Genomic DNA, 14,158 nt, shown 5'->3' on the forward strand with positions numbered 1-14,158 from the left:
AACTCCCAGTTTAAATTCACGCCCCCCGAGGTGATCTTTGTATGACCAGTACACTTTGTCCGATTTGAATACGGTCCCCAGGAGCTGCCAACTGATGCTTAATTCTTTGTCCATTCACAAGTGAACCATTTGTGCTTCCCAAATCATCCAACCACCAACCATTCTCTCCAGGCGAAATCTTAAGATGCCGCCGCGAAACCTCAGGATCATGAAGTACCAACTCACATTGCCCATGGCGACCAATGAAAACTTCCGTATCCTTCAGCGCAAATGATTGACCAATATCGGGTCCTTCTATCACTTCGAGAAAGTACTCTGAATTCCTTCCTTTTCGACCCTGATCCAATAAGTTTGGCTTGAAACTCTCTTTAAAAATGGTTGTACTTTCGCGCCAATCAAGTTCTTCCTCGGCGTCTTTTTCTCTTTCTTCTTCATCTCCCCAATCTACGTCAATCGAGTCATCAAAATCTACTTCAATAACCATTTCTCGAGGATTAACAGTTTCATCTGAATGCAGCTCGATCGCCGGTTTAGATAAAAACGTATACCCATTTCTAGCCGCTTCAGCAAATAAATATTTGGAGAGTTCGATGAGAAACACATCCCCAAAACTAGCCAATGACCCCCAGTCACTGGAATGAAGATAAACTCGGTAGATGTTCGGTACATATACTTGTGAAATGCTGACCTGCTTATTCTTAAGCATCGCCTTCACAAGTTCTTTGGCAATTTCTACTGGTTGAAGGCGGGCAGCACCTTTTTTGAAAGCTCCGGTAAATAGATATTCGGCCATCCCTTCAAATCGGGCCAATAGGCTCATTTTAACTCCCCCTCCCACTGTCGACGAAGTTGACCGCAAGCTGCGTCAATATCCACACCCCGTTCCTCACGTGACGAAACAGAAATTCCAGCGTCTTCTAACACCTGGGCAAACCTTCTCATAAGCTCCGGATCGGGGCGCTCCATTCCGGTCCCTGCCACAGGATTAACCGGAATCAAATTTACATGTCCTAGCTGTCCTCTTAGTAATCTGGCCAGCGCCTGAGCTTCTTCCCGTTTTGCATTTTCAGCCGTCAAGGCGACCTCAAAGGTAATCCGTCGATGCGTAATTTGGGTATACTCTTGGCAGGCCTCCATAAGCTGGGCCAGTGGATAACGCCGATTCATAGGAATCAAATCATTTCTGACTTTATCCTGCGCTGCATGAAGAGATACTGCCAGACCCACTTGAGGATTATCTTTAGCCAGTTGAATAATCCGAGGCACAACTCCACTGGTTGAAATCGTCATCCGCCGCATGCCAATATTTAGCCCCTGTCCATGATTCAAAAGTAGGATCGCCTGAAGAACCTGATCATAATTGAGAAGGGGTTCCCCCATACCCATAAAGACAATGTTAGTCACCTGAAATTCCGGGTCTTCCTGACGAACAAAATGGGTAATATCCAAGACTTGACCCACAATCTCAGCAACAGTTAAGTTTCTCCGAAACCCTTCCAACCCAGTAGCACAAAATGCGCAACCTACGGCGCATCCCACTTGAGTAGAGACACATACCGTATGCCTATCACGTGAGCTAGTCCTTGCATAGTCCATTAAGACACACTCGATCGTCTCCCCATCTTCAAGTCGAAATAAATACTTCCGCGTGCCGTCTTCTGAACGTTGTTCACGCACTCGTTCCAAAGGATACAAATGCAAGTGAGATCTTAAAGCTTGTCGGTCACCCTTCCCTATGTTATTCATTTCATCCCAGGTGCGTACTGCTTTCTGTTGCACCCATTGGAACAATTGAATCGCCCGAAACCGTTTTAAACCGATCTCTTGACAGATCCGTATCAGCTCATCTTCGGAACATCCGCGCAAATCAATTACCATATTATTTATTATTCACCCAATTCACTCCAGTTAAACTTCCTATTAAAGAAAAGTATATCAACATCAGTTTATGCTTTCTAACTAGTGCGCCGGAATTTCGCCAAGAAAAATCCGTCCATTCCATGGCGATGTGGTAGAAGTTGCAGCATTCCTTTACTAGCTTGTTGAATTTCTCTTGAATCTTGTAAAGTAAAGGGCAAGTTCTCCACTAGGTTGACTGGCTCAAATTCCGGATGCTCTGAGCGAAATTTCTTGACCAGTTCAAAATTTTCTTCTGGTTCGATTGTGCAGGTTGAGTAAATCAAATCCCCCCCGACTGCAACGCAAGACGCCGCTCTTTCTAAGATCGCAAGCTGAAGTTGGGGCAAATCCTTGATGTCCTGTTCTTCTTTCCGCCAACGTAGATCAGCTCTCCGTCGGAGAACACCCAAACCTGAGCAAGGAGCATCCACTAACACACGCTGCTGCGAACCGAGTTTTATGCCTGGCAAATCCCGGGCGTCACCTAACTGAGGTTGGATTATCGTGATACCTAATCTTTGGGCTAACTGATCAATGAATTCAAGTTTATGAGCATGAACATCAAATGCTAGGATTTCTCCCTCATTCCCCATCATCTGGGCCAAATGCGTAGTTTTCCCACCAGGGGCACTACAAGCATCCAAGACATTTTGGCCAGGTTTAGGGGCGACCACATGAGCAACTAGTTGAGAGCTTTCATCCTGAACCGTAAAAAGTCCCTCACAGAAACTCTCAACTCTTTCTAAGGAACCGAAATTCTGGATTCTCAGACTTTCTGGAATCCGAGTTCCGACTTCGACTGTAATTCCTTCTTGTGTAAGACGATCCATTAAATCTTCACGTGAGATCTTTAGCGTATTTGTGCGGATCCAAGTTTGAGCAGACTCATTATTAGCTCGGCATAAGGCTTCTGTTTCCTCCAGACCCCAGCGTTTTAACCAACGCTGAATCATCCATTCGGGGTGAGAATAGCGCACTGAAAGATAGCGTACAGTTTCACGTTTCTCATCCGGCCAAGAAAAATCCCACCCCTGATTCATAACCTTGCGTAAAACGACATTCACTAAGCCTGTGTATTTCGGGAATAGTTTCGCTAACTCTACACTCTCATTAACTGCAACCGCATCTGGAACTTTATCCACATAAAGCAGTTGGAAAGCCCCAATACGCAAAATAGCCCTAACCTCATGAGGAAGCGCCGACATTGGCTTACTTAAATACTTGCGCAACACATAATCCAAGGTTAGCCGATGTTTAAGCGCACCATTGACCAATAAAGTTACAAATTGACGGTCTCGAGAATCGGTTAGCTTGCCAACATTTTTCTGGAGCAAGAGATTAGCATACGCTCCTTCTACCTCAACACGGGTCAGCATATGAACCGCCATCCCTCGAGCTGTTTCTTTAATCATCACTTCTACCCCGAGCAATCAAAATTAATCGTGCTAACTGAAGCACAGCAGACAACGCCGCTGCCACATAGGTTAAAGCGGCCGCATTTAACACAGAGCGTGCGCCGCGCACTTCCTCGCTGCGCAGCAGATTTTCCTTCTGTAATAGAGACAATGCTCGATGACTGGCATTGTATTCCACCGGAAGAGTTATGATCTGGAAAAGCACAGCAAAGGCGAAAGCAAAAATTCCCAACTGAAGAAGCCAGTTAAAGCTCGGCATGAAAAGGCCAATCATGATCAACATCGGACCCGCCCCGCTACCGAAGTTAGCGACAGGGACAAAAGATGACCTAAGTTGCAATGGGAAATAATCTGTCGCGTGTTGTAACGCATGTCCCGTTTCATGAGCGGCTACCGCCACAGAAGAAAGTGAACTGCTCCGATAAACGTCTTCACTGAGTTTAATAACCCTAGTACGCGGATCGTAGTGGTCAGAAAGACGTCCTCCAATTGGTTCGACCTTAACATCGTATAATCCATTGCTATTCAAGAGCGCCCGTGCAACCTGTGCCCCTGTAAGCCCTGATTGAGATCGAATTTCAGAGTATTGTTTGTAGGCAGTGGAAATTTTAAATTGAGCGTATAACGACAATAAGATGGCTGGAATTAAGAGAACTATTGAGGCGCCCCCAAAATACATAATTTAACCTCCATTCTACTTGCTTGAATTTGGCGGAAAGTTCAAGTCTCTACTTATAGTTCGATGCGCGTGACACAAGTCAAAGTTAAAGTTCGAAGTTCGAGGTCAAAGGTCCCTATTTCTAATATTAGGCCCCACGCCTGTGGCAATGAATCCTTAAGCAAATTTTTCTCCTGCTTGGCCATGCCGACCATTAAAAAAATCTCTAGCTAGCATGGCACGTTTCCCTGCTGGCTGGACCTCCAATATCTGAAGGACTCCATCACCTGTCTGAACCACTAAACTATCCTCCAGCACCTGAAGAATTTGACCTGGCTCAGCCGCCTTAACGCGAGGTTCAAAGTTCGAGATTCGAGGTTCAAACCTTGTCCCTTCCGCCCCCACATTCTTATCAGTGCCTAGAAAGGGAGCGCTTCGCCAGATCTTCAGGTTTTCTCCTCGAAAGGTCGTAAACGCTCCCGGCCAAGGGTTTAATCCTCGAATCTGATGATGTAGCTCAGCCGCTTTACGTGACCAATCTAATTGTTCATGTTCACGTTTCAGAAGGGGGGCATAATTTGACTTACCCGTTTGTGGTGTAGCAAATAGCCTCCCCAATTCCAACTCACTTAACGTGTCTATTAGGAGTTTTCCTCCCAAAGAAGCTAACTCATCATGAATCTCACCCGTCGTTGCTTCATTAGAAATTAGGATTTCTCCTTTTAGCAACATATCTCCCGTATCCAAACCTTCGTCCATAAGCATAGTAGTCACTCCAGTATGGGTTTCCCCCTTCATAACCGCCCAATGAATCGGCGCTGCCCCACGGTATGAAGGAAGCAACGAAGCGTGAACATTTATACACCCTTTAGAAGGCAACTGTAAAATTTCTCTCGATAAGATTTGTCCGTAGGCAACAACAATAATGCTCTCCGGGGCTAAAGCCCGTAGCTGCTGAATTCCTTCCGGAGTTTTTATCTTCTCAGGTTGAAATATAGGTAACCCTAACTCCTCTGCCGCTACTTTAACAGGACTAGGTTTTAGGTTTTTCCCTCGCCCAGCCGGCCGATCAGGTTGAGTAAAGACCCCAACAACCTCATGTCCGCCCTTAACCAAGGCCTGTAAAGAGGGTACGGCAAAATCAGGTGTACCCATAAAAACTAATCGCATATTCATACCCCCCTTACTTGTTGTTCGTGGTTCGTGGTTCGCAGCCCATAGTCTAAGCCTGTGAAAGCCAAGCCCTAGGGGCCTTTATGCAAAGCGACTGCATTACTCTCTAAAGCCCCGCCTCAGAGAAGCATTTTCTCTAAACGATTCATTCACACTCCAAAGACTTGCCTCAGAGGCGCGATTTCTGCTAAGCGACTACATTCAACTCTACACAGCCCCGCCCCAGAGGAGCGTTTTCTGCTAAGCGGATGCTTTAGTGAAGCCGCGGTCCAGATGAGCGCCGACGGTCCGCGTCCCCGTCAGGGCGCCAGCGGTTAACTTGCAGTTTGCCCAGAGGTTTGGCGCGCTCGCGAACCGTCCAGCGAGTCAGCGGCGTAACGAGAAGACGCGTGCAGAAAACGCTCCTCCCCCGTCGGACCTCCATCGCACTTCCCTCATCAACTCCGATAAGTTTTCTTCGCAACATCGACAAACAATATTCCCTCCAAATGATCAATCTCGTGTTGCAAAGCACGAGCTAACAAACGATCCGCCTGAAAGTCCAACATTTCTCCTTGACGATTTAGCCCCTGAACACGAATTCTAGCAGCCCGTACCACATCCCCCGTAATATTTGGTATGCTGAGACACCCTTCCTCAGCACTGTTTGATCCATATTTTTCCAATATTATTGGATTGATGAGTTCAACCAGCACGTCATCAACTTTTACGACAATAACCCGCTTGGATACTCCGATTTGAGGAGCAGCTAATCCGACACCATCGGCAGCAAACATAGTATCAACCATGTTATCCAGTAGTTTTATAATGGACGGATTAATTTCCTTGACCTCTTTTGCTTTTTCACGCAGTACATCTGCGCCTATTTCTACGATCTGATAAACAGCCATCTTCGTTTACTCCTTTCAATAAAGCCCTAATTTTATGTCTTTGTGGCTCACCTGTTTATATTCCTTAACTAACCTCTAGGCGAGGTCAATACTCATAGGTTTAAAAAAATAATAGCATCGTGCCTTCCATATCGAGCATCGAGCATCGAACTTCGCACATCGCATTATATGTCTTTAATCATTAAACTTTGCTTTTATAAAAAGTAATTTTTAACTATTAAAGTGGATCCACTTCAATGTTTAAAATTATGCCACTGCTGGCCGGACTATTAAAAAACTGTTGTACCCCTTGATGCATAAATGACCTGAGCAGATCCAGACGTATGCCTTTGACAGATATTTGCCATCTCCATTGGTTCTTTAGTCTCGATAAAACGGCTGGTGCAGGCCCCAGAATATCCAATTCAGTATTTCCAAATTTAGGGTGATGCATTCCTTGCTGTAAACATACCCCCAAATCATTAGCCCCTTTTATGACCCGATCCTCTTTTTCATGGAGGAGAAGAACACGAATAATATGAGTGTACGGCGGATAATTTCGTTCTTTGCGATAGCGAATCTCTTCCCAGAAAAACCCCTGGAAATCATGATGCGCAGCTCGCACAAGGGCACCATCGCTTGGAGAATACGTTTGAATCACAACCTCACCCGGTTTGATACTCCGGCCCGCTCGACCAGCAACCTGAGTTAATAGTTGAAACGTCCGTTCTCTGGCTCGAAAATCGGGCATATTGAGCATTTGATCCGCAGCTATCACTCCGACCAAGGTAACATTTGGGAAGTCCAGTCCTTTAGCCATCATCTGCGTACCAACTAAAATAGAAGCTTCTTGGCGGCGAAAACTTTCCAAAATCGTATGATGGCCTTTGCCTGATCGTGTCGTATCAAAGTCCAAACGTAATATGGAGGCGTCCGGAAACAAGCCTTGCAGCTCCTCTTCCACACGCTGTGTGCCCTGCCCAAAGAACCGAATATATCGACTACCACAATCCGGACACGTTAGCGGAGGAGGCTCTTTGTGATTACAATAATGACAGCGCATCGCCTGACCTTGGGTATGATACGTTAGAGCTATATCACAATTGGGACAATTGACCACGTAGCCACATTCCCTGCACACCACAAAAGTAGAATATCCTCTGCGGTTCAGGAAAAGCATTGTTTGCTCGCCCCGCTCCAACCTTTCCCGCAACTTTTGTTGCAGCAGAAGGGAAAACATACTGCGGTTTCCCTGCATAAGTTCCTCGCGCATATCTACGACCTCAACCGGCGGTAGAACACTTTCTCCGATCCTCTGAGTCATCGTTAGCAAGCGTATTTTACCTGATTGTGCAGCGGCGTAGGCTTCTAAAGAAGGTGTTGCACTCCCCAGCAAGACGACGCCCTTGAGTTGTTCCATCCGTTTACGGGCGACATCCCGCGCATGATATTTGGGGTTCTCATCTTGTTTATACGCTCCATCATGTTCCTCATCTAAAATAATGAGCCTCAAATTCAATAAAGGGGCGAACACGGCCGAACGGGCTCCAATGACAATCCTCTTCTGACCGTTCAAAATGTCCGCCCAGGCCTTCATTTTTTCCCTTGATCGTAAACCCGAGTGCAGGACAATCACTTGACCGCCGAATTGGGTTTCAAAGTAACGGGCAACTTGAGATGTTAAAGAAATTTCCGGCACAAGCAGAATTGCATCTCCGCCTTGAGCTAATATCTGGGTAATCAGCTCGCGATAAACCGCCGTTTTTCCACTGCCTGTCACACCATGTAATAAAATGGTTAGAGGCGACCCTTCCTCTAAAGCAGCTAAAACGCCTCTCACTGCCGTAGTTTGCTCCCCGGTAAGTTGGTAAGTCCGCCCCGAATAAAGGTCGCGGTCAACAACTACTTCTGCTTGGCTTAGAGGCGCTTCCCCTGAAGTGCCTGCATTAACAGAACCGCTCTTTAATGCTCCTTCACCCTTTGAAATAAAGCGAGTTTCTCTTTTCGCCCACCCTTGTTGCAGGAGTTTGTCAAGCGTCGCCTCCGAGATATTTGCTCGTTTCAAGAAGGTCTTATGCGGAATAGCCTTACTCCTTGCGCGGTTAAGTACTGTGATCGCTCGGAAGGCATCCAAATCCAGCCACTGCAGAGTCTGAACATCTGTATCCGAAATAGCGGCCTTGAGACTAATCCACTCTTCGACCTTTCCGTTTAGAAGTGGCCAAACCGTATGTAGGCTTTGAGCCACTGAACAGATCGTCGTTTGGGCTAACCAATGGGCGAGTTCAATCAGATCCGGTGGAACAAGACTATTCTCGTCCACAATTTCTAAAATAGACTTGAGATTTACCATACCCAGCTCATCTGGCAGATCATCTGTGACATTCACAACAAGCCCCTGAACCTTACGATTTTGAAGAAAGACGAGTACTCGCATACCTATCTTTAAGGTGAGATGTTCAGGAATAAGATAATGATAGCTATGGTCAAGGCGCCTATTTGCTATATCAACTAACACCTCAGCATAGCGAAACATAATGACGCCTCCTTACTGGAAAAAGTAACCTTGCCGGATAGTAACGTTTGGTCAGAAGCATTATATCAAATTTTTTCTCATCTTAATATTTTATCACATTCTGTCCACTATTAAGTAAAGAAAGATATTAGATCTAAACAAGCCCCATTTCATTTATACAATCATCTGACATTCTAACCCCTAGTTGAAAGCGAGAAATTAATAACCTCTTGTCAAAATACAATTGATTATGATATGATCTACTCACATAAATTCTTGTACCTTTAAATTAGTCCCGTGAGACTAAGAAGGGAATGGCGCACCATGGGTCAAACATGGATACCTCTTTCTTGCTCGCGGGCAGGGAAGAGGTTTTTGGTTTAAAAAGAGGAGGAATACCATGTCAACCGAAGTTCAGATTCACGAAAAACTCCCTCTTGTCCAAGCGATCCCGCTTGGCTTGCAACATGTCTTTGCAATGTTTGGCGCTACTGTCCTTGTTCCTTTTTTAACCGGTCTCAGCCCATCAGTGGCTCTCCTCTCTTCTGGAATCGGCACTATTATATTCCTACTATTAACGAAAAGTCGAATTCCAGCCTATCTTGGTTCTTCATTTGCTTACATCGCAGCCTTAACAACCTTTGTTAAAACCAATCATAATCCTTCCGCAGCTATGGGTGGCGCATTAGCCGTCGGTGTGGTGTATATCATCATCTATCTTCTGATGGCTGCCTTTGGCACCCGTTGGATCCACAAAATTGTTCCCCCCATCGTCGCTGGCCCCGTCGTCGCAATCATCGGATTAAGCCTCACCTCAACAGCCGTGGGTATGGCAGCTCAAAATTGGCCGATTGCCGCCTTCACATTAGCCGTCGCGGCATTACTCTCCGTGTATGCCAAAGGTTTCCTGAAAATCATTCCGATTCTTCTAGCCATTATTGCCGGATATATCGTCGCCTCTTTTATGGGCCTTGTTGATTTCAAACCGATCTATGCGTCCTTTTCATCCTTAAACAATCTTATTGTTTTCCCTGTCAAACTGGGAAGCGGTTTCCAACTACCAAGCTTTGATAAGATAGCAATTTTAGCTATGGCTCCTCTCGCTCTAGTAACGATTATCGAAGATTTGGGTCACATGATTGTGCTAGGGAATATTACCCATTCAGATCCGATTGAAAACCCTGGATTTCATCGAGTCCTCTTAGGTAATGGTCTGGCCACCGTTGTAGCTAGCTTCCTCGGCGGACCTCCGGTAACCACCTACGGTGAAAACATTGGGGTGCTTGCCGTAACAAAGGTTTACAGTAACTTTAATATCTGGATGGCAGCGTTTATCGCTATCATCTTAAGTGTGTTTAACCCCTTACAAGCCGCAATTATGTCCATTCCTACAGCCGTTATGGGTGGGGTTACCATCCTCCTCTTCGGGATGATCGGCACAGCAGGTATACGCACTCTTATCGAGTCAAAAGTAGATTTCTCCGAAACTAAAAACCTCATCATCGCCTCTGTAATCTTCGCTCTCGGTATTGGGTTACCTGACCACGGCGTAGCCTGGGCAACCATCGTCGGAATAGCGTTAAACCTTGTACTAAAGGAACAAACCAAAGAGATCAAAACAACAACCCCAGCAATGCAAAACAAACCAAAAAGCAAGCGGAAATAACAAAAGAATAAGTAAGAGGCTCTTGTCAAACAAGAGCCTCTTACTTTATTTATCTCTACCTTATCGGTAAATTAATTTTCTGCATCGCCTTCTCCATAATATCCTGATCCTGTACTCGGATGACCACTTGGGCTTGTTCATGCTCCTTTTCTACAAAAGCATACATGTACTCCACTACCACATCATGTTGAACGAGTTGGTTGAGCATTTCGGCGAGTCCACCTGCACGATCAGGAACCTTAAGTACCCAGACCTTCGTTAAGGAAACAACGACTTTTCGTTCACGTAACTTCTCCGTGGTCGCCTCAGGTTCATCCACAATAATACGTAAGACTCCATAATCCTTGGTATCCGCCAACGACAGGGCTCGCAAATTTACCTTTAGTTCGGCGAGAAGACTTATCACCTCAGCCAACCGTCCTTTTGCATTCTCCAGGAAAATAGATAATTGCAACATACTGGAACCCTCCCTTTTAGCGTTTATCAACAACTCTTACGGCTTTTCCCTCACTCCGTGGTATGCTTTTGGGTTCTACTAAACGTATACGGACCGAAATTCCCAGAATTTCTTCAATTCTCCTCTGCAAACGTTCTTGACGTCCTTCCAACTCTCGTACTTCGTCAAAGAAACTGGTTTCGTCAACTTCCACCTGAACTTCTAGTTGATCCAAGCTCCCAACACGGTAAACAACAAGCAGATAATGCGGTTCAAATTCTCCCAAAGAAAGAATTGCCTCTTCAACCTGACTAGGAAAGACATTGACCCCTCGAATGATTAACATATCATCCACCCGAGCCGTGACGCGTTCCATTGTCCAACCGACATTTCCGCAGGAACACGTGCCATAATGTAAGGTTGTCAAGTCTTTGGTCCGATAGCGTAACACTGGAAAGGCCTCTTTATCCAGACTCGTAAGAACTAACTCTCCTTGTTCGCCAACAGGTAGTGGATTTCCCTCAGCATCTAAAATTTCCGGATAAAAATGTTCGTCAATATGTAATCCCTGATGAGCCGGACATTCCAGAGCAACACCCGGTCCCATGGTCTCACTGAGCCCATAGATATCAAACGCTTTTATGCCTAAACGCGCTTCGATTTGTTCTCTCATTCCTTCTGTCCAAGGCTCTGCACCGAAGATCCCAATTTTCAACTTCAATTCGTCTCGAGAAATCCCTGATTCTTCAAGACTTTCCGCTAGATATAAGGCATAAGATGGAGTGCATGCCAACACAGTTGTCCCAAAATCCCGCATAAGCATCAGTTGACGAGCTGTATTGCCACCAGATATAGGAACAACGACAGCACCCAGTTCTTCACAACCATAGTGTAGTCCCATTCCTCCAGTAAACAAGCCATATCCGTAGGCGATTTGAACAACATCCTGCTTAGTTACGCCTGCTCTCTCAAGTTCACTTGCCACGATCTTTGCCCATAGTTTTATGTCATTGAGAGTATACCCTACAACCGTAGGCTTGCCCGTTGTTCCTGAAGAGGCATGAAGTCGGACAATGTTTTCCATAGGTTCGGCAAAAAGCCCAAACGGATAATTTTTCCGTAAATCTTCTTTTGTTGTCAAAGGAATTCGTTGAAAATCTCGAAGGGACTTAACATCCTCAGCTTGGTTTATCCCTATCGCACCAAAGCGTTCTTGATAGTAGGGAATTGTCAACACACGCTCTACCGTATTACGAAGACCCTCAAGCCATTGTTTCTCCATTACCGCGATCCTCTCTACCATAAATTTTATATCTCTGTCGGCTGACAAAGACTTTAAATCTGCCTACGTCTAAGACTATTAATGGCCACTTCGTGACGGCCAAGGATTTCGTCAGTTGATTTTTTATCATCTTTTAAATCTACAATATCTGCGGAAACACGTTTGAGGACGCTCTCTACGAGGCTGTTTTTCTCGTCAATCTGGCGCTAGTTTTGCTTCATTTGATTATATTGCACCTCAACTATGGTTTTAATGTCTGTTTGCATCCCCTCAAACATTAATGTTTTATTCCATACTTCATCTTTCAATAACTCTATTCTAGAAGTGTTATTGCGTGTTTCCTTTTTCAATGACTCTATACTCGCTGTGTTGTCGTCGAGACGTTCAAGAATCTTGTTAAACATCTCCATGATGATTTTGTCGTCCACCTTGACTTCACCACCCTTGAGATCATTTTAACCCATTTTTGCTTCCTGAACTAGACTCTTTATAAAAATTTAAATAAAAAGGAGCTCCTCCTCACTTCTTTGAGCGAAGGAACTCCTTTTATCTATAACCAAAAACTAACAAGCAAATAACTTACAAGCCAGCAAGCTTTTTCAAGGCTCCAGCCTTGTCCGTTCTTTCCCAGGGGAGATCCAGGTCAGTTCTACCGAAATGTCCATAAGCGGCTGTTTGCCGATAAATTGGGCGTCGTAGATCGAGAGCTTTAATGATGCCTGCCGGTCGAAGGTCAAACGTCTGCAGTATAAAGTCAACGATCTTCTCATCATCAATCTTCCCTGTTCCAAACGTCTCAACAGAAACGGATACTGGACGTGCCACACCGATGGCATAAGCAATCTGAATTTCACAACGGTCCGCCAACCCTGCAGCAACTACATTTTTTGCCACATAACGAGCTGCATAAGCTGCCGAACGGTCAACCTTTGTGGGATCCTTGCCAGAGAATGCACCACCGCCATGGCGAGCCATGCCTCCATAGGTGTCAACAATAATTTTACGCCCTGTGAGACCACAGTCCCCTTGTGGTCCGCCAATCACGAAACGTCCTGTTGGGTTAATGAAATACTTTGTATCTTCATTTAAAAGCTCTTTAGGAACGGTCGGATACACAACATATTGCAGTAAATCCCGTCGAATTTGCTCTTGAGTAACATCCGGATGATGCTGAGTGGAGATTACAATGGTATCCACCCGAACCGGTTTGTTGTCCTCATATTCCACTGTTACCTGCGTTTTACCGTCCGGACGCAAATAACTTAAAAGACCAGATTTTCGCATTTCACTAAGTTTACGCGCCAAACGGTGAGCTAAATCTATAGGCAAGGGCATATAGCTTTCGCTTTCATTGGTTGCATAACCGAACATCATACCCTGGTCACCAGCTCCGATGGACTCAATATCACTATCCGTCATTTCGCCAGTTTTTGATTCTAAGGCCTGATCCACACCCAACGCAATATCCGCCGATTGTTCTCCAATTGAAGTTAAGACGGCACAGGTATCGGCATCAAAGCCATATTTGGCTCGAGTATAACCGACCTCTCGAACTGTCTCTCTTACAACATGGGGAATATCTACATAGCATGAGGTGGTTATCTCACCGCTGACCAGAACCAAACCTGTTGTCACGGTCGTTTCACAAGCCACTCGAGCATTAGGGTCTTGCGCAAAAATCGCATCCAAAATAGCATCTGAAATTTGGTCACAGATTTTATCGGGATGCCCTTCTGTCACAGACTCAGATGTAAATAATTTTTTTACCAATTATTTCACTCCTTTGTTTCGACGCCGAGGAGACCAGCAATCTCGCGAACGAGATGTCGTCCAACCTCAAGTTTACTCATCTGAGGGAAATCTATTCTTCTTCCGTCAGGGAAGAGAAAACTGACAATGTTAGTCGGGCTGCCAAAGCCAGCACCTGGTTTAGTAACATCATTAGCTACCAAAAGATTAACATTTTTTCTATTCATTTTATTCTGAGCGTTCGTCAAGAGGTTCTCGGTTTCAGCTGCAAACCCAATCAAGATCTGCGAAGTTTTCTTGCGCCCCAGCTCAGCTAATATATCGGGGTTCGGAATCAACTCCAGCGTACGGTTGCTCCCGTCCTTCTTTATCTTTTGCTCCGCCTGAACTGCAGGACGGTAATCCGCAACCGCTGCAGCCTTAACAACAATATCCACCTCAGAGAAACGTGCCAAGACCGCTTCATACATCTCCAGAGCCGTCTGCACAGACACTC

Annotated in this window: 13 protein-coding genes; 1 reads left to right on the plus strand and 12 read right to left on the minus strand. The window is 45.4% G+C overall.

Annotation, left to right across the window (positions count from 1 at the left end):
* Window positions 1–16: 16 nt before the first annotated feature.
* The 7 genes from DOT_RS15025 to priA form a co-directional block, all read right to left on the minus strand.
* Window positions 17–820: an FhaA domain-containing protein gene (locus tag DOT_RS15025; protein ID WP_009620381.1), complete on the minus strand. Its 804-nt coding sequence runs from the start codon at window positions 818–820 to the stop codon at window positions 17–19.
* Window positions 817–1,887 carry a 23S rRNA (adenine(2503)-C(2))-methyltransferase RlmN gene (gene rlmN / locus DOT_RS15030; protein ID WP_040412344.1) on the minus strand — a complete coding sequence of 357 codons (1,071 nt, stop codon included), beginning with the start codon at window positions 1,885–1,887 and terminating at the stop codon, window positions 817–819. The genes DOT_RS15025 and rlmN overlap by 4 nt, the downstream gene beginning before the upstream one ends.
* A 68-nt stretch (window positions 1,888–1,955) precedes the next feature.
* Window positions 1,956–3,311 carry a 16S rRNA (cytosine(967)-C(5))-methyltransferase RsmB gene (gene rsmB / locus DOT_RS15035; protein WP_009620387.1) on the minus strand — a complete coding sequence of 452 codons (1,356 nt, stop codon included), beginning with the start codon at window positions 3,309–3,311 and terminating at the stop codon, window positions 1,956–1,958.
* Entirely contained in the window at window positions 3,304–3,993 is a 690-nt protein-coding gene (locus tag DOT_RS15040) for a zinc metallopeptidase (RefSeq protein WP_009620389.1), read from the minus strand. The genes rsmB and DOT_RS15040 overlap by 8 nt, the downstream gene beginning before the upstream one ends.
* Window positions 3,994–4,149: 156 nt before the next feature.
* Window positions 4,150–5,142 (minus strand): methionyl-tRNA formyltransferase, encoded by a 993-nt coding sequence (gene fmt / locus DOT_RS15045; RefSeq protein ID WP_009620391.1) that lies wholly within the window; start codon window positions 5,140–5,142, stop codon window positions 4,150–4,152.
* 440 nt (window positions 5,143–5,582) lie between these two features.
* Window positions 5,583–6,035 carry a peptide deformylase gene (gene def / locus DOT_RS15050; RefSeq protein WP_009620394.1) on the minus strand — a complete coding sequence of 151 codons (453 nt, stop codon included), beginning with the start codon at window positions 6,033–6,035 and terminating at the stop codon, window positions 5,583–5,585.
* A 217-nt stretch (window positions 6,036–6,252) separates the two neighbouring features.
* Window positions 6,253–8,550, minus strand: coding sequence for a primosomal protein N' (priA, locus tag DOT_RS15055; protein WP_009620395.1), 2,298 nt, complete (start codon window positions 8,548–8,550; stop codon window positions 6,253–6,255).
* A gap of 379 nt (window positions 8,551–8,929) precedes the next feature.
* On the opposite strand from priA, the gene DOT_RS15060 reads away from it, so the two are divergent.
* Window positions 8,930–10,195 carry a solute carrier family 23 protein gene (locus DOT_RS15060; protein WP_009620396.1) on the plus strand — a complete coding sequence of 422 codons (1,266 nt, stop codon included), beginning with the start codon at window positions 8,930–8,932 and terminating at the stop codon, window positions 10,193–10,195.
* Window positions 10,196–10,250: 55 nt separating this feature from the next.
* Here the strand turns inward: DOT_RS15060 and DOT_RS15065 are convergent, their stop codons facing one another.
* The 5 genes from DOT_RS15065 to DOT_RS15085 all read right to left on the minus strand — a co-directional run.
* Complete coding sequence (locus DOT_RS15065) at window positions 10,251–10,652, minus strand: ACT domain-containing protein (protein WP_009620397.1); 402 nt, start codon at window positions 10,650–10,652, stop codon at window positions 10,251–10,253.
* 16 nt (window positions 10,653–10,668) lie between these two features.
* Window positions 10,669–11,913, minus strand: coding sequence for a phenylacetate--CoA ligase (locus DOT_RS15070; RefSeq protein ID WP_009620398.1), 1,245 nt, complete (start codon window positions 11,911–11,913; stop codon window positions 10,669–10,671).
* A gap of 206 nt (window positions 11,914–12,119) precedes the next feature.
* A complete protein-coding gene (locus DOT_RS15075; protein ID WP_009620400.1) occupies window positions 12,120–12,341 on the minus strand; it encodes a hypothetical protein in 222 nt (73 codons plus the stop codon).
* A 151-nt stretch (window positions 12,342–12,492) separates the two neighbouring features.
* A complete protein-coding gene (gene metK, locus DOT_RS15080; RefSeq protein ID WP_009620401.1) occupies window positions 12,493–13,683 on the minus strand; it encodes a methionine adenosyltransferase in 1,191 nt (396 codons plus the stop codon).
* A gap of 5 nt (window positions 13,684–13,688) precedes the next feature.
* A partial coding sequence (locus DOT_RS15085) for a phosphopantothenoylcysteine decarboxylase (RefSeq protein WP_040412348.1) occupies window positions 13,689–14,158 on the minus strand: 470 nt, incomplete at its 5' end.

This window comes from Desulfosporosinus sp. OT (genome assembly GCF_000224515.1).
Taxonomy (GTDB): Bacteria; Bacillota; Desulfitobacteriia; order Desulfitobacteriales; family Desulfitobacteriaceae; genus Desulfosporosinus.

Bases quoted from the DNA above. Each gene is read 5' to 3' on its own strand.
- DOT_RS15025 (WP_009620381.1), bottom strand. From the start codon at position 820: ATGAGCCTATTGGCCCGATTTGAAGGGATGGCCGAATATCTATTTACC.
- rsmB (WP_009620387.1), bottom strand. From the start codon at position 3,311: ATGATTAAAGAAACAGCTCGAGGGATGGCGGTTCATATGCTGACCCGT.
- DOT_RS15040 (WP_009620389.1), bottom strand. From the start codon at position 3,993: ATGTATTTTGGGGGCGCCTCAATAGTTCTCTTAATTCCAGCCATCTTA.
- fmt (WP_009620391.1), bottom strand. From the start codon at position 5,142: ATGCGATTAGTTTTTATGGGTACACCTGATTTTGCCGTACCCTCTTTA.
- def (WP_009620394.1), bottom strand. From the start codon at position 6,035: ATGGCTGTTTATCAGATCGTAGAAATAGGCGCAGATGTACTGCGTGAA.
- priA (WP_009620395.1), bottom strand. From the start codon at position 8,550: ATGTTTCGCTATGCTGAGGTGTTAGTTGATATAGCAAATAGGCGCCTT.
- DOT_RS15060 (WP_009620396.1), top strand. From the start codon at position 8,930: ATGTCAACCGAAGTTCAGATTCACGAAAAACTCCCTCTTGTCCAAGCG.
- DOT_RS15065 (WP_009620397.1), bottom strand. From the start codon at position 10,652: ATGTTGCAATTATCTATTTTCCTGGAGAATGCAAAAGGACGGTTGGCT.
- DOT_RS15070 (WP_009620398.1), bottom strand. From the start codon at position 11,913: ATGGAGAAACAATGGCTTGAGGGTCTTCGTAATACGGTAGAGCGTGTG.